Raw genomic sequence first — 22,449 nt, 5'->3', positions numbered from 1 at the left:
GGATTGCCCGGTGGGTCTTGGGGCTCGCCCCGCATTGAACCCGTGAGCGCCTGCCGCACCGATCGCGCCGGAGGTCCTTCACGATGTGCCGGACTCCGAAGGGAGAGGAGCGGGTTGGCCTTTTGCCCTCTCCTGACCTGTGGGTGGGGCTTATAACCTATATGGTTCGTTTTGTCAAGGTGCAATGTCAACTGCGAAGAGAGAACGTAACTGCGATCGCAGTAAACATTGATGGCATTATCGGTCACTATCTCCCTTCACTCTCGAAACGGGATCTGCGTGCGGCATTGGTCCCAAATCTGCAGCTCGATTTATGACACCACCCAGATAGTTGTTGAAGCGCACATTTTTTTCGATCTCTGCGGCAATCAGGCGGTCACTTGCTGATGCTAGTAGGGCATCGTGAGGTACATCGGAGAGCTTTGGATACGAGAACACAATAGTGGTGAACATAAGCGCGGACCGCTTTATCAGCGAGGTTTCTGGCGACTCTGCTCTGGCCCTGATCTCAGGTACTTGGCTCGACCCATCCTCATTGCCTACGATCACCTTTCCGAGATAAGTCACCGCACCCACTGGCACATTGAAAGCATAGCTGCCGAGGGTGAGTGCTGTACCGTTTGCGCCTCCAACGACCCAGCGGCCGGGCTTAACCGGTATCAGGAATAGCCCGGAGTCATCGCGAGTGACCAAAGGTTTGGACTCGTCGTAGACGGCGGCTGCATCCTTGATCGCTCTCGCATTGATGGTCCGCAATTCACCGTTGTCGGTCCTTGTTGTAAGACCAGTCTCTGTAGAAATCTGCATGAAATCGAGCCAGCCCGGGAACGTCTTGCGCCCCTTCATTGGGCCGACCCATACAAGGATATAGCCTTGGTCGGCCGAGTACCTGAATTGTTCAAGAGTTACAGGTCGTTCGGCTCGCGTCGGGAAGGCTGGGACCAACGCCAAAGCGCTGGTGCAAAGCGTAAAAACTAGACGCCTCATGATTGGAAGGCTGCGTTGTCGGGAAGTGGCGTCGACGCAAAAGCCGCAAGAGCGTCTACGATGACCGACTGATTCTTGCCCGGCTTCAACCTCAAGGGATCGGAAATCTTCAACGTTGCTTGCCATGTGGGTTCATCGACGAGGAAGAGCTTATACCCCCGAAGCACCATGCACTTTTGCAGCGACGCGTTGCGCAAGCGGTTGGTCTTTGCCCCGCCGAGCAGCCCTCCAATCAGAGATCCGATCAAGCCATACTCGCCACTCGCGGCTGATCGACTATACTGAGATAGTGCGCCAGAAGCAGCTGCCATGCAGTCAATCAGATCACCGCGCGCAACGTCCTCGGAAACACCATCAAGATGAAAGAGAGCTGATCGCGCAAGCTCAGGCGTGCCTCTTTGTTCATTGCTTCCAATTCGCTCGGAAGGACTGGCCCAGGCTGTTGATGCAATAGATATTATTCCAATATAAGGTATAATTTTCTGTAGTATCATTCCAATTTTGTGACGATCCATCGTCTTTACTCTGATGTGATTAATGCTGAAATCGTAAGGGCGAAAGCTGTCATCGTCGAGCGGAATTCTGGGAGCATTTTACGAAAATTCCAACGTTCAAGACGGAGCATAACCGATTGCACTGATCAGAATCGATACGCAGCTAACGCCTTGTGGCCTGCCCCTGTCCTCCCCATATCCCTGCGAATGGGGGCTGCTGATACGATCATTTCCGGAACCGTCGCTATTGGCGGGCAGCGGTTGGACAAGGCTTTGGCGGATGCTTCGGGCTTGTCGCGCGAGCGGGTGAAGGCTTTGCTGGGCGAGGGGCGGGTCAGTCTTTCGGGCAAGGTGGTGTCGCAGGCTTCGGTGAAGGTTGCCGAGGATGCTTCGTTCGAGATCCGCGTGCCTGAAGCCGCGCCTGCTGAAGCAATCGCGCAGGATATTCCGCTCAGCATCGTCTATGAGGACGAGGCGCTGATCGTGGTGGACAAGCCGGCGGGGCTGGTCGTCCATCCGGCGGCGGGGAATCTCGATGGCACGCTGGTCAATGCGCTGCTGCACCATTGCCGGGGGCAGCTTTCGGGCATCGGCGGGGTGGCGCGGCCGGGGATCGTGCATCGGATCGACAAGGATACCTCGGGGCTGCTGGTCGTCGCCAAGACCGACGTGGCGCACGAGGGACTGGCCAAGCAGTTTGCCGACCATTCGATCGTGCGTGCCTATAAATGCGTGACAGCGGGGCTGCCGGTGCCGCCAGCGGGGACGGTGCGCGGAGCGATTGCGCGGTCGAGCCACGATCGCAAGAAGATGGCGCTGGTGGAGGACGGTCGCGGGAAGCACGCGGTGACGCATTACCGGACGTTGGCGGCGCTGGATGGGGCGGCGCTGGTGGAGTGCCGGCTCGAGACCGGGAGAACCCACCAGGTGCGCGTTCACCTTGCGTCAATCGGCCATGCGCTATTGGGTGATCCTGTCTATGGACGCACACCTTCAAAGCTTCGGCCGCTGCTCCAGCGGCTCGGGTTTCATCGCCAGGCGCTGCATGCCGCGGAACTGGGGTTCATTCACCCCGTTACCGGTGCGACCCATCATTTCGCCAGCCCGACGCCCGTCGATATGCGGGAACTCATCGTCGAACTCTGCGCTGAAGGGCATGATGCAAAGGTACTGGCGATGTTGTAATGAAGGACTTTGGAGTCGTCCGCGAGGAGGCTCCGTTTGAGTGGTCCCGCCGCCGGTCGCCCATCAGGGGGCCGTCAATTGGGAACCGACGCGAAGAAAGGACGTGTTCAGGTGAGTGAGGAAAGAAACGCTGTGACAGTACCTGCCCTTGGCGGGGAAGCCAGCCTCAACCGCTATCTCTCGGAAATCCGCAAGTTCCCCGTGCTTACGGCTGAGCAGGAATACATGCTCGCCAAGCGTTTCCAGGAACACCAGGATCCCGAAGCCGCCGCCCAGCTGGTGACGAGCCACCTGCGTCTCGTGGCGAAGATCGCCATGGGCTATCGCGGCTATGGCCTGCCGGTCAGCGAGCTGATCTCCGAAGGCAACATCGGCCTGATGCAGGGCGTGAAGAAGTTCGAGCCCGACCGGGGCTTCCGTCTGGCCACCTACGCGATGTGGTGGATCAAGGCTTCGATGCAGGAATTCATCCTGCGCTCGTGGAGCCTGGTCAAGATGGGCACCACGGCGGCGCAGAAGAAGCTGTTTTTCAACCTTCGCCGGATGAAGAAGAACCTCGAGGCGTTCGAGGATTCTGACCTGCATCCTGACGACGTGCGCAAGATCGCGACCGACCTCGGCGTGCCCGAGCAGGAAGTGGTCAACATGAACCGGCGCATGATGTTGGGTGGCGATGCCTCGCTCAACGTCTCGATGCGCGAGGACGGCGAGGGTTCGTGGCAGGACTGGCTGACCGACGACCGCCCGCTGCAGGACGAGACCGTGGCCGACGCCGAGGAGGCTAGCTATCGCCACCAGCTGCTGGTCGAGGCGATGGACAGCCTGAACGAGCGTGAGCGGCACATCCTGACGGATCGCCGTCTGGTCGATGAGCCGAAAACGCTGGAAGAGCTTAGCCAAGTCTACAACGTCAGCCGCGAGCGCGTCCGCCAGATCGAGGTGCGCGCGTTCGAGAAGCTGCAGAAGGCGATCCAGCGGATCGCGGTGGAGCGCAAGCTGCTGCCGGCCTGACGCGGGTCGCATGAGTCATACGAAGCGGCCGGGTGGTGAGCCCGGCCGTTTTTGTTTGTGCTTCTGGTTCCCCTGTCTGCTCGTGCTGAGCTTTTTCGAAGCATGCTGCTTGGCCCAGCGTCCTTCTACAGGCTCAGGACGAGCGGAGGGTGGGGCCGGGGGGCTCACGACATATGCAGCCGGTCCGTATCCAGCGCCGCGCCCGCAAGGAACCACAGGGCGTGGCGGCTGGGGAGGAAGAAGTAGCCGCCGCCGCGCAGGGTGACGTAGCGCTGGACGGGGCATAGCTCGAGCGGGGCGTTGCGGCCGAGGATGGTGAAGCGCTGGTCGGCGGTTTCGGTCGGGCCCTTGTGCATGGCGAAGGGATCGGGTTCGCATTCGAGGCCGTGGAAGGTGGGCGAGGCGAGCCAGGTCTGCTGGACGAATTCGAACTGGCGTTCGAGATCGGCGTTGAAGGCCATGAACAGCGTGCCGCGGGCGGTGTCGCCGTCCTGATCGAGATAGGGGCGGCCTCGGCGGAGCAGGCGGTGGCGGTTGCTGACTGACAGCTCCACCGGCTCGGTCGGGGCGAGGCTGTCGCGCGGGAAGGTGCGCCGGACGTGGCTGCCGAAGGGGCAGCGCAGCCCTTGCGGATCGGCGTCCTTGTAGAGGAAATCGTTCTTCCGCATCGCGTCCACCCCGCTCTTCATTGCCGGGTGGAAGGGATTGTCGATCAGCGCCGAGCCATCACGCCAGCGGCCGAGCATCTTGGCAGCGATCCATTCGCGTGTGCGGTGGATGTTGCCGTTATGCGGGTTGATGACATCGGGCTGCCGGCAGATCTCGTGCGCCTTTTCATCGAGCTGCTTGCGAAAACCCTCGACGTCCTGCGCCAGCTGGCGGATCACCAGATAGCTACCGTTGCGGCCGAAATCGCGCGCGCGGGCGCCCTGATCGGCGAAATCGGGGTACTGTGTCGGCTGGTCGGGCGGGGGCGAGGGCAGGAGGACTTCGGGCAACATGCCCAGGCTGTCCATGCGGCGCTCGACCAGCGGGGAAGGCGGGTAGTAGCCGCGGTTGTCGGTGTAGCCGAGGATGAACTCGCCGGGCTCGACACCGTGGACCGGATCGGGGGCGCCGTGGCGGCCGGGGAAGCCGCGCACCAGTGGTTGCGAGACGCCATCGACGAAACCGAAGGGTTCTTCGGAGAGATCGTCGTTGCTAGACTGGGCATGGACGAATTCCGCGCCCTCGGCCGGCTTGGAAACGCTGTCGTCGCTGGTTCTCCATGCCTCCTTGAAGCGTTCGAGATCAAAGGCTTTCAGGCCGGTGCGGATCGAGGCTTTCTCGGTGATGCCTATCCTCGCTGCATCGCTGACGATCTGCGCGAACTTCTGCGCAGCGAGTTCGTCCTTGGCGTAGAGCAGCAGGACGACGTGGGTAACGTCGTCGCACCATTCGAGCTGCTCGGGATCGCCCAGCGCGCGCTTGCGGCTGGCGTGGGCCATGCCGAGCGAGAAGGCCGGCGGGAATCCCTGCTGCGTGCCGGGACCTTCGAGCGCCAGTTCCTTGTCCAGCCCAAGCAGGCGCAGGCCGGCGGCGGAGAAGGCGATGTTGCAGACGAAGTCCTGCGGCGGCTTGTCACCGAACGAGACGAGATCCTCGGCAATCAGGCCTGCGAGCCACTTCTGCACGTGGGCATAGGGATGGGCGCTGCCTTCGCGTTTTGGCTCTCCGAAGTTGAGGGCGACGACGCGGCTGTGCGGGTGGCGCTTCAAACCGCCGAACATCAGCGTCTGGATCTCCTCGTACTGCAATCCGTAATCGGGCCGGGGAATCGAGCCGAACAGGTCGAGCCAGGCTTCGGCGTCGGAGGGATTGGCTTCGAGGCGGTCCTTGCAGAGCAACCCGCTGACGATCAGCGCGTGCTTGCGCATGGCGGTGGTCGAAAGATCGGGGTGCGCGGCAAACCAGAACGGGGTGGGGCGCATCGAGCAGCGCGCATAGCGCTTCATCCGGTCGCCATCCTCGGCGCCCTTGAAGAAGAGCAGGCGCGTGGCGGGGAAGCCCTCCGCGTTGCTCCACACGGCGGTGACGCCTTCGGAGGCCTTGGTGATGAAGTCTTCGAGATAGCTTTCCCAGCTGCCATCGTAGTTCGAGAAGAACACGAGTTGGCGGGTGCCGGGTAGGACGACCCAGCGCGCGGCGTGGATCGTGCCGATGGTGGCGAGGAAGCCTTTTCGCATCACCCCGATCCTGGCCATGATGGCGACGGCAGTGAAGGCAAGCGGCAGGGTCCAGCGGCGCACCCACGCGCGGCGCAGCGTGGTGACGCTGACCATGTGGTTGGGGATGACGCCGGGCGCGTTCTCGCGCGCCATCATGTCGCCGAGCGCGGCGGCAGAGGGTGTGCGATCCACTGGCGTGTTGGCGAGTTCGTCGCGGCGCAAGGCCCACGCCACGGCGGCGACAATCAGCAGCGCGATGACCACGGCGGGGAAAACGGCACCCTTGAACAGCGCAAATCCGGTCGCGCCGCCAGCCAGCCCGAGGAGGAGCGCAAGGACATAGCCGATCGCCAGCAGTGGCCAGATCAGGCCCTGTGCATTGGCAAGCCCCTTGCCGATCCAGCCCAGCGTCCAGCGTGATCGGGCGAAATCGAGCCACGGCGCATCGGCGCGCTCGCAGAAGGCGAGCTTGGGTGGCTTGCGGTCGTCCAGCCTGGCGAGATCGTCTTTCAGCTCTGTCGCGACAACGCGGAACAGGCTTTGCGGGCCGTGGAGCGAGGAGCGGGCACGCTCGCGCGCGATGATTGACCGTGCCTTGGCGACGATCGCGCGATTCTCGTCGATGGTGCGCACGCCAAGGCCCGGCAGACCGACGAAGGGCAGGCCGGTCAGGCGGCGGTCGATCCATGGTACGCGGAACACGGCGGGGTTGATGCCGTAGGCATGGCGGCGCAGCAGCGGCAGGACTTCGCCGACCGCGCCGATGCCGATGGTCAGCTTGAGCACCGGGAGCAGCAAGGGGCCGGTATGCTCGGCGATCAGGTCAAGCGCGCGTCCGGCGTCGCCGTCGACGGTAGCCTCGAGCACCAGATGTGCCCGCTTTCCCGGTGCTTCGGGCGGGATGGCATGGATGCTGGCGAAATGGACCACGCCGGTCTGGCGCAGGGCGCTGGCCATGGCTTCGTTCGCCGGATTGCCGAGTTCGCCGATCTCGCGCTCGATGTCGCCCACGTCGCACCATTCGGACTTGTCTCCGAAGGGGATGGCAACGGTGACGAAGTCCTGAGTGACGCTCAAAGGTTGGTTCCTTTGTGTTTACTGGCGGATGGCGGTGAAGCGCAGATCGTCCGGCAGGCCGAGGAAGGTGCCAAGGCTGGCGTTTGGGGCGGGTTCGATCCGCCCTGCGGTGGCGGCGATGGCCTCGGCAATGATCGTCCAGGCGATGCCGCGGCCATAGCAGACGTGCGGACCCTGCAGCGGGCCGGAGGTGATGTAGGGACGGGCGGGATCGGGCGCGAAACGGTCCGCTTGCGGGAAGGCGGCATCGTCATGCGCCGCAGCGCCGACCAGAGCGACGATGCGGTCACCAGCCTTCAATTGCTCGCCGCGCCAGATGCAATCGCGACGGACCCGGCGAACGAGTTGGCTGGTATCTGCCAGGCGCAGCATTTCGGCGACGGTTGCGTCGCGCGCTTTTGGCTCAAGCGCGGGATCGCGCAGGCGTTGCACCAGCGCAGGCCAAGGGATGCCTGCTTCGCGCCCGCGCTCCGAAGCGCTGAAAGCGGCCACTTCCGAAAGGACCTTGCCGACGATCAGCACAAGCGCGCCGGTCAGTTCGAACAGGACGCTGCGTGCCTGCAGGCGGTAGTCTGCAACATCGGGGAATTGCGGCTGCACCGCGACAAGTGCGCTGAGCAGGCTGGTTTCGGGCGCGACTTCGGGCATGTCGAGCGCATCGTCGATGACGGCGAGCCCGACGCTGGCGGTCTTTCCGGCGAGCCATGGAACTGCGCCGGTGCTGGCGATGATGGTCCCGAAGACATGGCCGAACAGCGGCACTTGCAGGAACAGGGCGCTCAGCGCGTCGCCCAGTTCGTCCTTTCGGCGCAGAGCGGGGCCGGGTCTCGTCAGGTTCCGCGCAAACAGCAGGAGCGGCACCGGCCACGGCACCTTTTCCGGCGCAGGCACGCCCAGAACCCGCCGCGCCATGCGGTAGGAGAGCAGGAAGGCATATTCCCGGACGAAATTGATGGTCTCGCCGGTCTGCGCACGTCGCTGCAGGACGTCGAGAATGTCCGACGCCTCCTTGCGTGCCATGGCAGCGATCCAGCCGCGGAAGCCCGGGTCCAGATTGGGCGGAACGCTTGGGTCCACGCCGGGAATGCGGGCATTGAGCCAGCTTTGCGCGGCATGGAGCTGGCGAAGGCGCACCTGCCGGTTGCCGTCGTTCTCACCCACCAGATAGCGCGTGCCGGGCACGACCTGTTCGAGCAGGTCATCGTACTGCTGCAGCGAGAAGGTGTCTTCCTCGCTCAACACTGCGCTGACCACCTCGTGCCTTGCGGCGGCAAAGACCCGAACGCCACCCTTGTCCAGTTCGGCGCAGCGGAGCAGCGCTGGCGCGCCCGGCTGGAACAGGCGGGCTGACGCTGCAGCAAGCACGGCCTGCTGGTTCATGCGATGCGATCCTCGATGGCGACGAGCCGGCGTTGCAGGCAAGCGAGGCCTAGTTCGTCGATCCTGCGGACGAGGTCAGCCGTCGGCACATCCTGCGCGCCCCACACTGCCATCCCGGTCTGCGCCTCAACCTCGCGGCACAGCACCAGTGCGTGCAATTCGTGCATCGCTTCTCCGCACGAACGGCAGTGTTCGAGCGCTTCGGCGGCAAGGTCGGCGGCCTGCACCACCTTGCCCTGCGCCAGGGCAAGGCGGGCGCGGGCCTCGTGCAGGTAGTAGGTCGCAGAGGTGCGGACATGCCGGAAGTGGCCCCGGGCGACCGGCTCTGACAGAACGGCTTCGGCTTCGCGCAGCTGGCCCAGTTCGATCAGGGTCAGGGCAAGCCAGCTTGCACTGGCCGGCTCGAAGCCGAGGAAATGATGGTGCAGGCAATCGGCGTAGGCGCCGCGCAGTATGCCAAGTGCCCGCTCGAACCTGCCCTCGCGGTAGTGCAGGTAGCCATGGGCGAGATCGGCGAGCAATTGCGAATAGGCGTGCGCATAGCGGCGCGAAAGATTGAGCGCTTCGGCCACCCACGAACGTGCCTTTGCGATATCCCCCAGATCGGTGAGATACCACGCGCCGAAAGCGCGGGCGAGCACGTGGGGAATGACCACGACTGCACCGAAGGTCGATCCGCGCTGTCCATCGTCCAGCCTGTTTCCCAGACGTTCGATGCGCGCGATTGCAGCACGCGGACGGGCTTGCGAGAAGGCGAGATAGGCCGCGACGAGATCGGCATAAGTCCGGCGTGGCAAGCTGTCGTGCGCATCGAGATCGGCCTCGGCGCGGGCGAGCCAGGCTTCGCCCTGAAGCGGAGCGCCATCGATCCAGTCAAGCAGCGCCATGTTGATCCGTGCGACGGTGCGGATGCCCGGGCCCATGTCGACGGTGCCTTCGGCCAGGAGCGCCATGTCCTCGCGCGTGATCTGCTCTTGCGACAGCTGCTGCAGCGTATCGAAGGCCAGCAGCGAGAAGCGCGCCCGTTCCGATGCGGCAGCGGCGGGTTCGAGGCGTGCTGCCATTTCGCGCGCGCGCAGGTAAAGCTGGCGCACCGAATCGATCGCCGCGAGGCTCAATGCCTGCTGGCAGGCATCCCAGAGATGCCCGAGTGCGCGCTGCGGCAGGCCGGCCTTTTCGGCGTGGGTCGCAAGTTCGGCATGGCTGGCGACCTCGGCCTCCTGCGATGACGAGGCCTGCGTGGCGAGAAGTTCGAGCGCCTCGGCATGCATCGCGGTCCGCCGCCGCCGGGGCATGGTGCGATAGGCCGCTTCCTGGACCAGCTGGTGGGTGAACCGCGCCTGGTTGGCCACGGCGAATTCCACCACCCGCGCTTCTACCAGCCGCGCGATGGCGCTGGAAGGATTGCGGCAGACGAGTGCGGCGCCTTGCTGCAGGCGGCTCACCGGGAAGATGGGGCCAAGCGCTGCGCAGAACTGGCACAGGCGTGTCGAATCGTCGTCAAGCGCCGCGAGCCGGGCGCCGAGCAGGGCATCGAGCCGTGCCGGAATGCGTGCCGACAGTTCGGCTGGCTCGGTGCCGTCCTCTCCCTGCGCGCTGACCGCGAATTCCTGCAGTGCGAGAGGCAGGCCCTGCGCACGGTCGAGAATCCGCTCGATGGTGGCTTCGTCAAGCGGAGCGAAGCGATTGATCATCGCGACAAGGCTGCGCGCGGCTCGGGGGCCGAGCGGATCGAGGTCGATCACCTGATCGCAGCATTGGGCGAGGCTGGTGCGCGCTTCCGGCCGCGCGGCCAGAAGCATCGTCATGATGCGGCCTTCCCTGATGCCGGTGAGCACCGAGAGGGTTTCGCGATCGAGATATTGGCCATCGTCTACCAGCAGCAGCAGCGGGACGTGGACTACGGCCAGCTGAAACAGGCGGAGAATGGTCTGGGTAGCGATACGGTTGCGGTCGCCCGGAGCGAGATGGGCAAGCCACGTCTGGCCGTTGTCGATGAGGCCCTGCAGGCATTCGGCCTGGTCTGCGGTCAGCGCTGCTGCGGATGCCACGTCGGCCAGCAGGGGCTGCAACAGTTCCACCAGATGGCGGACAGGGCCGGAAAGGCAGCCGAACGGGACCGGCGCAAGCAGGGCGTTGCCCCGGACCACCAGCGTTGTCACGCCAAAGCCGGCCGAAAGGCGCGCGCCTTCCAGAAGCAGGCGGCTCTTGCCCATGCCGGCTTCGCCAACGATGCACAAGGCGGCGCCAGGCTCGCCCGAAACCAGTGCCTTGACCGCGTCGAGCTGGACATCGCGGCCGATCAGGGGGCTTGTGGCGTTGCCCTTCACGGGAATGCGATCGGCACCTTCAAGGTCGATGGCGGTGAGTTCGAAGACCGCTTCGCCGCGCTGGTCGATCTCGCTGGTGATCGTGCCGAGCGGCTGCAACTGGCACGATTCGGCAATAAGCGAAACGGTGGTGGCCGAGATTGCCACGCTTGCCGGTGGCGAGAGCTTTTCGATCTGCCCGGCAACGTGCGTGGCATGGCCCACGACATCGAGGATGCTGCCGAAATCGTTGTCCTGGCGGCGTAGCAGGATCGGCCCGGAATGGAGGCCGACGCGCGCGCGCGGTGCCGGGAGAATGCCCGATGGCCCGGTGCGCATGCGCTCGACAATGGCCCGTGCGGCAAGCGCGGCGCGCAAGGGGTGGTCCTCCACTGCCGGATGCACGCCGAACACGGCCATCACGCCATCGCCCTGCACGCGCACGACCATGCCGTCGAAATCGTGGATGGCGTTGCGGATGAGCGTGATCGTGCTGTCGAGAACGTCGCGGGCGTCTTCCGGATCGAGCACGGAGATAAGCCGGGTGGAGCCGACGACATCGGCGAAGAGCACGGTCGCAAAGCGCACGGCCTCGACATCACCGGACAGCGCAGGCGCCCGCCCGTTCGCTTCCCCGGCAATCGGCTGCACCGGTTGTCCGGTGGCAGTATCGAGTCCCTCGGCCCGCACCCTGTCGTCTTTCGCCCCCATGACAGTCCGGTCGAATCCCGCGCCGAACCGACTGACAATGGCAGATATTCAGTTTGTTGCCTGAATCGCAACGAGAATCGGCAGAGGCGTTCGGCATGTGCTTTCGCACTGCCGATCATGACAGGCCGATGATCTGATGGCTGCGCGCCATTCCCGAGCGTTCGGGGATGCGTTGCAGTTGCGCCCGGGTAAAGCCATCGCGGCGCAGCGGCAGCGGCGTGCCGTCAAGGTCGTAGCATGGCAGGGCCTCGCCCTCACGCGAGACGCGGATCGACCAGCCCCAGCGCCGCTGGTCGCACGCCAGCCCCAGGAAGGCATCGCATTGCAGCATCAGGCAGGGCGGGCGCAGTCCACCCCGTGCCGCAAGCACGCGCTCGACATCCCCGTCCGAAAGCGAGAAGCGTGCGACATCGCAATCGTCCTGCCGAGGCAGGGGGTCTGAACCGGTTGGCGTCACGATCTGCAGCGACGGGCGCAGGATCGCCTCGCCCACGCGCCGGAATTCGACCTGCAGGGGGCCGGGGCCGGACTTCCAGATGAGATAGCGCTGCATTGGCCTCGATGGTTCGTGACCGGCAATCAGGCCGGAAACGGTCGGAGTGTCGGGCCGCTCTATATGCCGCCCGCCCGCGTGAGGCGTCCGTTGGCCAGCGCACCGGCCCCTTGTGATTTGGCGCACATTCACTAAGCCTCGGCCGTGAGATGCCGCGGGAACGGTGATATCAATGTCCAGTTCGATCCTAAAGGTGCCGGATGATGTCCAGGCAGTTCTTGCTCTTCACGGGCGGCAGATGCGCGTGCGCAAGGGGCAGGTGCTGCTCGCGGTGGGACTACCTGCGAACGACGTCTACGTCGTTCTGGAAGGCAGCGTCAGTGTCTCGCTCGTCTCCGCGCAGGGCCGCGAAACCGTGCTTCGCGCCATCGGTCCGCGGGAAATGTTCGGGGAACTGGCCGCGATCGACGGGGAGCCGCGCTCGGCCGACGTGGTCGCGGTAGAGAACAGCACGCTGCTGGTCATTCCCGGGCCGACCTTTGCCGGCCTGCTGGGCGTGGAGCCGGTCCTGTCGCTGTGGCTGGCGCGGTATCTCTCGCACCAGGTCCGCTACCTGACCAACCGCATCTACGAGCTTTCGACGATGGGCGTCGGGCCGCGCCTTCAGGCAGAATTGCTGCGGCTGGCGGGTGAGCCGGACCAGTCCGGCGCCGCCACGATCAATCGCATTCCGACCCAGGCCGAACTTGCCGCCCGCATCGGCACGAACCGCGAAACCGTGACGCGCGAATTCTCGCTGCTGATCAAGGAAGGCCTCGTCACGCGCGAAGGACGGCGCATCGTCGTGCCATCGGTGGCGCGGCTGGCCGACCGGCTGCATCGTTATTCGCAGAGCAGTTGACGATCCGATCAGCGAAAGCGTTGCCAGATCGGGTGCGGCGCGGATAGGCTGGGGACATGCTCGAGGACCTGAAGAACCCCCGCACCACGCCCGGCCGACGCTCCGGAATCATCGGGCGCATTGGCTGGGTTCTGGCCCGGCTGATTGCCGCCTTCCTGTTCATCTCGGTGGTTCAGGTGGTGATCTACAAGTTCGTGCCGGTGCCGATCACGCTGACCATGCTGATGGACGATCATTCCATCACCAAGGACTGGACTCCGCTTGGTGACATCGACCGTGACATGGTGGCGGCGGTGATTTCGGGCGAGGACGGCAAGTTCTGCCAGCACAACGGCTTCGATCAGGAAGCGATGATGGAGGCCTTCCGCCGCAACCAGAAGGGCGGGCGCATCCGGGGCGGCTCGACGATCAGCCAGCAGACCGCCAAGAACGTGTTCCTGTGGCAGGGCGGCGGCTATTTCCGCAAAGGTCTGGAGGCCTGGTACACCGTGCTGATCGAGACGATCTGGGGCAAGCGCCGGATCATGGAAGTCTACCTCAACGTCGCCGAGACCGGAATCGGGACCTATGGCGTCGAGGCAGGTGCCCAGCGGTATTATGGCAAGAGCGCGCGCAAGCTCAGCCCGGTCGAAGCCGCGCGCATCGCCGCCGTGCTGCCTTTGCCCAAGGAGCGCGAAGTCAACGGCGCGGGCGGCTTCACCCGCCGCCATGGCAATTCGATCGCCCGCCAGGTGAGCGTGGTTAAGAACGAGGCGCTGGATGCGTGTGTTTATCGGTGAGGGGTGGGCTGAGCGGGGCGGTTGGTTTCGCCTATTAAGCCGCGTCCGTTCCAGTGCATCAGTGCGGTAACGCGAATGGCTGCTTTGGGGTGGAAAGCAGTCATTTACCCTTGGCTTCGATATGAGATCGCTGGCGAGGGAGTGAACTACCCTCGCCCGGGAGCATGTCGCGATGCAGCCAGTTCCTAAATCGCCAACGGATGCCTTAGCGATCTATCTCGACCCCGCCTCGGAGGAATGGGAGCGCGACTACGCTGCACTGATGATTGGCGGACTGGAGGAGGGACGGGCCGCCCTGCTGGCCACCGCACGGGACAGCAATGAAAGCGCAATGTTGCAGCAGCGGGCCGCCGAAGCCCTGTCGTTTGCATGGCGAGACATGGGCGTGCTGATGACGGCGGATATTTCGGGCTTCTTACCTCCCGCTCTTCAGGAGATTAGGTTCCAACGCGGCGAAGGACCACCCTTCGAACCGAGGTAAACAAATCCCCGAATGACCGGGGTGGCGTCGCGTCCGGAACGGCAGATTTTGAACCGTTGGCGGTGACTGCAGCCCCTGGGCTCAGCGCAGCAAAGCCGGCCTGAAACAAAACGGCGCGGAGTGAGTTTCCCCACCCCGCGCCGTTTTGTTCAACCGTTCACGCTTATCAGAAGCCGACGCTGATCGAGCCGATCACCGTGCGCGGTGCGCCGATCTGGGCGAAGGGCACGCTGGTGGTCGAGGTTGCGGTGCCGCTGAAGCCGCCGACGTAGACTTCGTCGAACACGTTGAGGACATTCAGCTGGAAGAACGTCTTGTCATTCAGGCCGAGGAACTCGAGGCTGACCTTGGCGTCGAGATCGACCAGCGTGTAGGCCGGGGTCTTGTTCGGATAGACCACCGAACCGCCCGAGGTGATCGGCAGGTTCTGGTCGTTGACGTAGCGCGGACCGGTGCGCTTGGCCTGGACGCCGAGCGAGACCGGGCCGATTTCACCCTGGGCGCGGGCGCCGAAGGTGTAGACCGGAGCGCCGCCTTCACGCTTTCCAGCAGTCTGGGCGAAGACCGGAACGGTCTGGCCGTTCGAGATCGTCTCGCCCGTGACCACGTTGTTCTTGATCTTCGACTTCAGGTAAGAGCCAAACAGGTAGAGGCTGAACTGGTCGATCGGCATGAACGAGATCGAGCCATCGATGCCGTACTTGTCCACGCGGCCGAGGTTGCGATAGATCGTCGCGTCGAGATCGACGTCGTAGGCCGAGGCCAGACGGTTGTTGTAGATCGTCCACCAGCCCGAAGCCTGCGCCTGCACCCGGCCCGAACGGACGCGGAAGCCGAGGTCGAAGTTGTGCGAGGTTTCGGGTGCGGGCTTCGCTTCAGCACGATCCGGAGCGTAGAAGAACGACTGGTAGAGGTTGTCCGTACCCGGCACCTGCAGACCCTTCGAGTAGTTGCCGAACACGCTGGCGCTGGCACCGATGCGGTACGTGAAGCCGGCGGTCGGCAGCGGCTTCGAATAGTTGAAGATGCGCTGCTGCGGACCCTGGAAGGTGGTTGCCGCGTCATACGTGGCGTTGGCTGCATCGGTGCCGAAGCAGGCGACGTTGCCGCTTGCCGAAGTGGCAAAGCAGTAGTTGGTCAGGTTGCGGCGGAAGAACGGCATGCGCACGCCGGCGGTGACCGTCAGATCCTTGAAGTCGCCGCGGTATTCGCCCGAAACCTGATGCAGGATGGCATAGGACAGGCGGTTGCGCTTCTGCAGGCTCGAACCGTCCTTGGCGAGGATCGGGTTGTCGACCGGGAAGTAATCGGCGCCGAAGCCGTTCTGGGCGAGCAGACCCGCTTCACCCGTCTGCCGGTGACGGCCGCGATCGTACGAATAGGCAAGGCGGACGGTGTTGTTGTCGTCGATATCGTAACGCAGCGACGAGATGACGCCGAGGCGCCAGGTCTGGGTCTGGCTGGGGCTGTGGACGCGGACGCGATCGAGGATGTCACCGTCGCCGTTGATGTCGACCCCGGCGAAGTAGTTCGGGTTCGAACTGGAGCCCTGGATGAAGCCTGAAAGGCCTTGCGGGGTGAGGCCTTCGCTGGCAATCAGCGTGCCGCCGCCGTTGGCCTTGGTGTACTGGATGCTGGGATCGACGGTCAGCACGAGGCCGTCGGCCAGCGTGAAGCGCGAATTGATCCGGATGTTGCCGGTGTTCGAGGGGTTGTAGCGGTAGTCGAAGGCCGAACCGCAGCTCGTGGCAGCATCGGCAACGCCAGCGACGCCAGCGGGCACGGTGCAGCGCGCGGTCTGGATGTCACGCTCGGCCTTGGTGTCGGGGAATGTGTCGCTGCGCAGGTTCACCGAACCGAAAAAGTTGTTGCGGTTGCGGTTGTAGTGACCGGCGATCGAGATGAAGTCGCCGTTGTCGCCCAGCGGCTGGAAGATGCGGGCGTTGATCTGCTTCTTGTTGATCTCTCCGATGCCGCCGAAGATCGTGTCGTTGGTGGCAGAGCTGGCGGCGATGAACGCGCGCAGGCCCGAGGCGTTGAGGTTGCCGGTGTCGATCGAGCCGAACACGCGCATGAAATCGAAGCGGCCGGCCGAACCGACCATGCGCACGCCGAAGTCTTCGGTCGGCTTGCGGGTGCGGTAGTTCACGGTCGAACCCGAAGCGGCAGCAGTCGGGCTGTCGACATCGGTCGAGCCGAGGTTGACGTTGACCTGCTCGATCAGCTCGGGATCAAGCTGCTGGTTCGAATAGAGCGCATAGTTGCCGGTGTCGTTCAGCGGCAGGCCGTCGAAGGTCTGCGAGATGCGGCTGGAATCGAAGCCACGGATGGTGAGCGTGCCGCCGGCCGAACCGAACGGGTCGTTGTTCTGGAAGCTGACGCCCGGCACGAGGTTGATGATGTCGTTGATCGACTGGCCGGGAGCCTGGCGGCTGATGATGGCCTGGTCGAGCACCTGCTTGGCGCGGGTCGTGTTCGGCGTTTCGACGCCTGCGACCGACTTGGCTGCGGTGCCCGTGACGATGATCGGTTGTTCGAAGTCGACCGAGCCGGTCGACTGGGCGTGGGCTGCGCCGGCCATTGCGACGCTACCGAGAGCAATGGTCGACGCTGCGACCAGGAACTTCATCTGCGTTATCTGACCCCGTTACATGGCGCCGTGTGGCGCGGTTTGTGGCGTGGTTGATTCCCCGCCGTATGCTTAGGCCGGAGCGGGAATCACCCGGTGCGCCGAACCTTCGCGAGCGGCCTTAGCGGCCCTTGCGATGGCTCCAAACCGGTCTCAGGTGACACTATAATGACGAGGTTACGACAGTGCGGCGGCTTTGTTTGCGACTGCGTAAAAAACTGTCGCGAAGGTTGCCTGCGCATATCCAAAGATTGCGCAGATCGCCGGTTTCAAGCTACTTTTCCGAAGGCGTGGCTATGTTGCAACACATAACAAAAATTGTTGCATCGCAGCGAAGTGCCATGCCTCAACGACTCAGGCGGCTTCGCGTTCCTGTGGCGCGATGAAAGCGGTCAGCAGCCAGCGCTGATCGCCTTCGCAACCCAATGCGGTGAGCTTGCCCGAGGCGAAAGCGCCGGTGTCTATGCCGATGCGGTTGTGCCTCAGGACCGGCTCGTCGGTGATGGTGTGGCCATGCACGACGAGATGCCCGTGCGGTTCGGCGTGATCGAGGAATTCGCGGCGAATCCAGCGCAGGTCCGACGGCATCTGCCGTTCGAGCGGCACGCCGGGGCGGATTCCGGCGTGGACGAACAGGTAATCGCCGACGACGATCTGGTCTTCCATCGCCTCCATGAAGGCGATGTGTTCGGGCGGCACCAACTGGTTCGCTCGGTCGAAGATTTCCCTGACATTGCCCCCGCTGTATTCCTCGGCGCAAAGCCCATAGCTGAACAGCGTTTCGCGGCCACCATGCCGGAGGAAATGGCGCATTATCTCCTCGTCACGCAGGCCCCCCAACATCATTTCCTCGTGATTGCCGGCGAGGATGCGGACCTTGCGCGAGGCCTTCAGTTGCATCGCGCGTTCGATCACGCCGCGGCTGTCCGGCCCGCGATCGACCAGATCGCCGAGCAGGATCAATGTCGTGTCCGCGGGTCCGCGCGAGGAATCATCCTCATCGATGCGGGCAAGCAGTTGCTCGAACAGGTCGAGCCGACCGTGGATATCGCCGATTGCATAGATCCGCTGACCCTGGGGCAGCGATGCCTCGGGTTGCGCGGGTTCTACGGCAGCAGAAGAAAACAGCGAGCGAAGCTTGTTGAACATGGACCCTCGTTAACGCGCGATATGGGGCCGAGATGTGCCTCATGCAACACCTTTGCCGACCGCTCGATACCGAGGGCCTCGGGACAAGCCCGCACTCCGAGCAGTTTCAGCGCAAGTAGAAGTCGATCGTCGTGACCACCCGGACCTTCTTGTAGGGCGTGTCCGAGACGCCCCAACCCCCGCCATCGCCATCGCGCGCGGTGATCTCGAAATAGCCTTGGCTCGCGGTCTTGATGCCGTCGACCGAAGCGCCACTGTCACGCGCGAACTGTTCGGCGGCGGCGCGTGCGTCCTTGGTGGCGGCAGCGACCATCTCCGGCTTGATCGCGTTGAGGCGCGTGAAGGTATAGGCCATCCCTGAGCCTTCCTCGAGCATCACGCCGCGCCGGACCAGATCGAACTGGCGCTTCACTGCCCGCTGCGCACGGGCGATGTCGGTGGTGCGCAAGGTCATGCGCTGGCGGACCGAGAAGCTGACGACACCGTCGCTGGTCATGGTCTGGACGTTGACCCCGGTCGGCTGCAGCGCTTCTGCGGGAAAGCCGAGCTCGCCGAAGAAGGCCCGGATCGACTGGCTGTCGCGGTCGACGCTGGCCTGTGCGCTGGCAAGGTCGGGCGCGGTGGCGGAATAGGCCAGGGTCCAGGTGGCAAGATCGGCGGTCACCTCGCGCTCGGCGAGCCCGCGCACGGTGACAGAGCGATCAGCGACCTTGGCGCGGCGGAAACCATCGCCGATGAACCAGCCACCGACGACCAGTCCCGCTGCGAGGATTGCGACCGGCAGGAGCGCCATTGCGCCCTGTGGCAGGATGCGCGCGCGCGGTCCTTGGGTTTCGATCCTGTCGTCGCTATCTTCACCCTGCATCGCCACCTCCCGGGCTTGTGTGCCTGCGACAAGTTGTGCGATTCTATCGATGAACTGTTTTTGAACGGAATGCCTAGCCGTGACCAAGTTTCTCCATACCATGATCCGCGTGACCGACCCGGACGCGACGATCGCCTTTTTCGAACTGATCGGTCTCAAGGAGACGCGCCGCTTCTCGAGCGAGCAGGGCCGCTTCACACTGATCTTTCTGGCCGCACCAGGCCAGGAGGGCGTGGCCGAAGTGGAACTGACCTACAATTGGCCGCCCGAGGATGGATCTCCAGCCGAAGTCTATGACGGCGGGCGCAATTTCGGCCACCTCGCCTATCGCGTCGACAATATCTACGAGACCTGCCAGCGCATCATGGACGCAGGCCACATCGTGCATCGCCCCCCGCGCGACGGGCACATGGCTTTCGTGAAGTCGCCCGACGGCATTTCGATCGAACTGCTTCAGGAGGGTCATCTCCCGCCCCAGGAGCCCTGGGCCAGCATGCCGAACACCGGCACCTGGTAAGCCCCTATCCTGCACCAGCCAAAGCGGCGTCCGGTTCGGTCCGGGCGCCGCTTTCTTTTGTCCGCCGATGGTTTTGGCGGGGGTGGATGAAAAGGGTGTGGCGCCTGCCCAAAAGGGCGTTGACTCCATGTTGCTGTGCAGCATTATCAATCCCGGACAGGCGTCATGGAATGGCCAAAAGGCCGCGCCGGTCGAAGGGGAATTGCTGACAACCTGATGTCTGTCGCATTGACGCGACGGGGCTGGAGACACTGCAGTCTGCGGCCGACGGGAATGCTTTGCCTTTTCATCTGGGCCGTTCGCGCGGCGGCCTGGCCATGTTGCGGTGCAATGCGGCGAGGATGCGCAATGACATTGGGGATGGATGCACGGGGAGAAGCGAGGGCCGGGTCAGACCTGTCCGGCCGAGCCATAACAGGGGGTTGACGAGATGAAGAAGCAGATCGGGTTCAAATCGAAAGCCATGCGGGCTTTGGGCGTTTCAACCATTCTTTCCACGATGGTCCTGCCCACGCTCGCTCGCGCAGCCGACGAGCCGCAGGAAGCCGCCGCTCCCGCTGCCGAACCGCAGGCCGCCGAAGAGCAGGGTCTGGGCGAGATCGTGGTGACGGCGACGCGCACGGCCACTTCGATCCAGAAGGTTCCGATCTCGATGCAGGCGCTGAGCGCCGACACGCTCGGCCAGCGTCAGGTCAAGGGCCTGACCGATTTTGCCTCGCTGCTCCCCTCGGTCACTTTCGCCGGCATTGGCCCGGGCCGCAACACCCCCTATTTCCGCGGCATCGTGCCGGCAGGTGGCGGGCGCGAATCGGTCGGCTATTACATCGACGATATCCCGATCACCGGAACCGGCCTGCCCGACATCATGGCCTATGACCTCGAGCGCATCGAGGCGCTTTCGGGGCCGCAGGGTACGCTTTATGGTGCAGGTTCGCTGGCCGGCACGATCCGCTTCATCACCAAGAAGCCGACGACCGACAAGTTCGAGTTCGGCTATGATGCCGAGGTCAACAAGTACGGCAAAGGCGATTTCGGCGGCCAGTACCAGAGCTACATCAACGTGCCCGTTACCGACACGCTGGCGATCCGCGCGATGGGCTTCTATCGGCGTGACGGCGGCTACATCGACAACACGCCCAACAACGGCAAGTTCAACGATCGCAGCCCCTCGGTCCTGACGCTGGGCGACGACAACCCGAACACCAGCTACACGCTCGACAACTCGTCGATCGCGCAGGACGATTACAACACGATCGAGGGATACGGTGGGCGCCTGCAGGTGCTGTGGCAGCCGTTCGATGGCTGGGACATGATGCCCCAGATCACCGCGCAGCAGCAGATCGCCAACGGGTACTTCGGTTTCGATCCGCGCGTGGGCGACCTTGAGGTCCACGACTACGACAAGACTAGCCAGAACGACAGGTTCTACCAGGCCGCGCTGAGCATCCACGGCCACATTGGTGATTTCGATCTGGTTTCCGCGACCGGCTATTACCAGCGACAGATCAAGCTGCTGAACGACTACACCTACTACACCGTAACCTATGACGGCTTCGGCCCGGGCTACGAGAACTACCTCCAGTTCTTCAGCAAGGACGGCTGCACCGGATCGGGCGCAACGCTGAAATGCACCAACCTGATCAACCCGACGCAGTTCTACAGCGGTCTGCGCAACGAGCGGAAATTCACGCAGGAAATCCGGCTGACCACGCCCAAGTCCTGGCCTTTCGACGTGACGATCGGTGGCTTCCTCCACCACCAGACCAACGAGATCAACAATGACTACGGCATCCATGGTCTTGCCGACATCGTCGGCTATACCAAGTCCGGTGGCGGCGACAGCAACCCGGCCGGCTTCGGCATTCCGGTCAGCCAAGGCGGCACGATGGTGCTCGGTTCACCTGCGGTGAAGCGCGATGCCTTCTACCTGAGCGAGCAGACCAACCACTGGAAGGACTACGCGGTCTTCGCCGAAGGGCATTACAACATAACCCCCGAACTGAAACTGACCGGCGGCATCCGCTATTTCTGGACGCGCTATGACGTGACCGGGTTCGGCGGTGTTGCGGCATCGGCGCAGAACGCACCGTCGATCTTCCTGCCGACCGGCGCAGTGGGCTGCCCGCTGCCGCTGCCGGCAGAGCGTCTGCAGTGCCGCAACATCAACCGCCTCGATCCGCTCAGCGTCGGCAGATATCGCGAAGATGGCGAAACCCACAAGGTGGCGCTGAACTGGCAGTTCCAGCCGGACAAGATGCTCTATGCAAACTACTCGACGGGCTTCCGCCCGGGCGGTTTCAACCGGCCCTTGCGCATCAAGGCCACCGCCACCCTGCCAAGCGTCGTGGTGGCTGCGCCCTCGTTCAAGTCGGAAGAGCTGACCAACTTCGAACTGGGCTTCAAGGGCACCTGGAACAACATGTTCCGCTTCAATGCCGCGATCTACCTCGAGAAGTGGAACAACATCCAGTATGGCGTGGTCGTGGCCGGTGCCCAGGGTGCAGGCTATACCGGCAACGCCGGCAAGGCCGAGGTCAAGGGAATCGAATACGACGCCGATCTCAAGCTCGGTCGGATCACTATCTCAAGCTCGGGCGCATTCAACGACGGCAAACTCAAGGAAGACTTCTGCAACTTCGTGGCGGATCGTGAAGCACAAACGATCGCCCAGCTCGCCTCGTGCGCTGTCGGCGTCCCGGTCGAGAACACCAATGGCCAAACCCCGTCGGTCGCCGCTGCCAAGGGCACCCGTCTGCCACGTCAGCCGAAGTTCAAGGGCACTACTTCTGTGCGCTATGACGGCGATTGGGGCGACAAGGACTTCTACGTCCAGGGTGCCGCGCTTTACCAGACCGGGGCGACGCAGGACCTCAACGTCGACCAGAACGCGCTGTACGGAAACACGCCGGGCTTTGTCAGCTTCGACTTCTCGGCCGGGATCAAGACCGAAAGCTGGACGCTCGACGTGTTCCTCCAGAATGCTTTCGACAAGCGCGGGCAGCTGACCAAGAACACCTTCTGCTCGATCGACTTCTGCTCGGGATCGTCGCGCACCTTCATCATCAAGCCGCAGTTCTTCGGCATCCGCTGGGGTCAGAAGTACTGAGGTTTCAAACACTTTACCCTGCGTAAGGAACCTGAGGCCCTCGCGGGAAACCGTGGGGGCCTTTTTTGGGGTGGTGGGATATGGCGTGGGAGCGATGGATGCGGTGCGCGTCGCTGGCGTCATGGACCCCCGGCGAAGGCCGGGGTCCATTGCCTCGCTGCATTCGCA

At 63.7% G+C, this 22,449-nt stretch carries 16 protein-coding genes; 7 read left to right on the top strand and 9 right to left on the bottom strand.

Going from position 1 to position 22,449, the window contains the following annotated elements:
• Positions 1-237: 237 nt before the first annotated feature.
• Both AX703_RS22305 and AX703_RS27610 read right to left on the bottom strand, forming a co-directional pair.
• Entirely contained in the window at positions 238-846 is a 609-nt protein-coding gene (locus tag AX703_RS22305; protein WP_062347362.1) for a hypothetical protein, read from the bottom strand.
• A 137-nt stretch (positions 847-983) separates the two neighbouring features.
• Positions 984-1,502 carry a hypothetical protein gene (locus AX703_RS27610; RefSeq protein ID WP_156452182.1) on the bottom strand — a complete coding sequence of 173 codons (519 nt, stop codon included), beginning with the start codon at positions 1,500-1,502 and terminating at the stop codon, positions 984-986.
• A gap of 186 nt (positions 1,503-1,688) precedes the next feature.
• Between AX703_RS27610 and AX703_RS22295 the strand changes: the two genes are divergently transcribed.
• Complete coding sequence (locus AX703_RS22295) at positions 1,689-2,666, top strand: RluA family pseudouridine synthase (RefSeq protein ID WP_062347358.1); 978 nt, start codon at positions 1,689-1,691, stop codon at positions 2,664-2,666.
• A gap of 111 nt (positions 2,667-2,777) precedes the next feature.
• Complete coding sequence (gene rpoH / locus AX703_RS22290) at positions 2,778-3,677, top strand: RNA polymerase sigma factor RpoH (protein WP_062347356.1); 900 nt, start codon at positions 2,778-2,780, stop codon at positions 3,675-3,677.
• Between the two features lie 164 nt (positions 3,678-3,841).
• On the opposite strand, the gene AX703_RS22285 is transcribed toward rpoH, so the two are convergent.
• The 4 genes from AX703_RS22285 to AX703_RS22270 all read right to left on the bottom strand — a co-directional run bounded on the left by AX703_RS22285 (position 3,842) and on the right by AX703_RS22270 (position 11,914).
• Complete coding sequence (locus AX703_RS22285; RefSeq protein WP_062347354.1) at positions 3,842-6,961, bottom strand: hypothetical protein; 3,120 nt, start codon at positions 6,959-6,961, stop codon at positions 3,842-3,844.
• An 18-nt stretch (positions 6,962-6,979) separates the two neighbouring features.
• Positions 6,980-8,341, bottom strand: coding sequence for a cytochrome P450 (locus AX703_RS22280; RefSeq protein WP_062347352.1), 1,362 nt, complete (start codon positions 8,339-8,341; stop codon positions 6,980-6,982).
• Positions 8,338-11,361 carry an adenylate/guanylate cyclase domain-containing protein gene (locus tag AX703_RS22275; RefSeq protein ID WP_062347349.1) on the bottom strand — a complete coding sequence of 1,008 codons (3,024 nt, stop codon included), beginning with the start codon at positions 11,359-11,361 and terminating at the stop codon, positions 8,338-8,340. The genes AX703_RS22280 and AX703_RS22275 overlap by 4 nt, the downstream gene beginning before the upstream one ends.
• A gap of 115 nt (positions 11,362-11,476) precedes the next feature.
• The gene (locus tag AX703_RS22270) at positions 11,477-11,914 is read right to left on the bottom strand and encodes a hypothetical protein (protein ID WP_062347348.1); all 438 of its coding nucleotides are present in this window, start codon (positions 11,912-11,914) and stop codon (positions 11,477-11,479) included.
• Between the two features lie 172 nt (positions 11,915-12,086).
• Between AX703_RS22270 and AX703_RS22265 the strand changes: the two genes are divergently transcribed.
• The 3 genes from AX703_RS22265 (at position 12,087) to AX703_RS22255 (ending at position 14,015) form a co-directional block, all read left to right on the top strand.
• On the top strand, positions 12,087-12,755 hold the full coding sequence (locus AX703_RS22265) for a Crp/Fnr family transcriptional regulator (RefSeq protein WP_062347346.1): 669 nt from the start codon (positions 12,087-12,089) through the stop codon (positions 12,753-12,755).
• Between the two features lie 56 nt (positions 12,756-12,811).
• Positions 12,812-13,534: a monofunctional biosynthetic peptidoglycan transglycosylase gene (mtgA, locus tag AX703_RS22260; RefSeq protein ID WP_062347345.1), complete on the top strand. Its 723-nt coding sequence runs from the start codon at positions 12,812-12,814 to the stop codon at positions 13,532-13,534.
• A 172-nt stretch (positions 13,535-13,706) separates the two neighbouring features.
• Positions 13,707-14,015, top strand: a complete 309-nt coding sequence (locus AX703_RS22255) for a hypothetical protein (RefSeq protein ID WP_062347340.1) — start codon at positions 13,707-13,709, stop codon at positions 14,013-14,015.
• Positions 14,016-14,181: 166 nt separating this feature from the next.
• Here AX703_RS22255 and AX703_RS22250 read toward each other — a convergent pair whose 3' ends face one another.
• From AX703_RS22250 to AX703_RS22240, 3 genes are all read right to left on the bottom strand, one after another.
• Positions 14,182-16,644 (bottom strand): TonB-dependent receptor, encoded by a 2,463-nt coding sequence (locus AX703_RS22250; RefSeq protein ID WP_062347339.1) that lies wholly within the window; start codon positions 16,642-16,644, stop codon positions 14,182-14,184.
• Between the two features lie 354 nt (positions 16,645-16,998).
• A complete protein-coding gene (locus AX703_RS22245; RefSeq protein ID WP_062347337.1) occupies positions 16,999-17,793 on the bottom strand; it encodes a metallophosphoesterase family protein in 795 nt (264 codons plus the stop codon).
• 106 nt (positions 17,794-17,899) lie between these two features.
• Positions 17,900-18,586 (bottom strand): SIMPL domain-containing protein, encoded by a 687-nt coding sequence (locus tag AX703_RS22240; RefSeq protein WP_231735660.1) that lies wholly within the window; start codon positions 18,584-18,586, stop codon positions 17,900-17,902.
• A gap of 151 nt (positions 18,587-18,737) precedes the next feature.
• Here AX703_RS22240 and AX703_RS22235 point away from each other — a divergent pair, with 151 nt between their 5' ends.
• Entirely contained in the window at positions 18,738-19,175 is a 438-nt protein-coding gene (locus AX703_RS22235; RefSeq protein WP_039331721.1) for a VOC family protein, read from the top strand.
• Between the two features lie 430 nt (positions 19,176-19,605).
• Positions 19,606-22,281: a TonB-dependent receptor gene (locus AX703_RS22230; RefSeq protein ID WP_231735659.1), complete on the top strand. Its 2,676-nt coding sequence runs from the start codon at positions 19,606-19,608 to the stop codon at positions 22,279-22,281.
• The last annotated feature ends 168 nt before the right edge of the window (positions 22,282-22,449 follow it).

Origin of the sequence: Novosphingobium sp. CCH12-A3, from assembly GCF_001556015.1 — a bacterium.
GTDB lineage: Bacteria > Pseudomonadota > Alphaproteobacteria > Sphingomonadales > Sphingomonadaceae > Novosphingobium > Novosphingobium subterraneum.
This window is presented reverse-complemented; position numbering and strand designations above follow the sequence as displayed.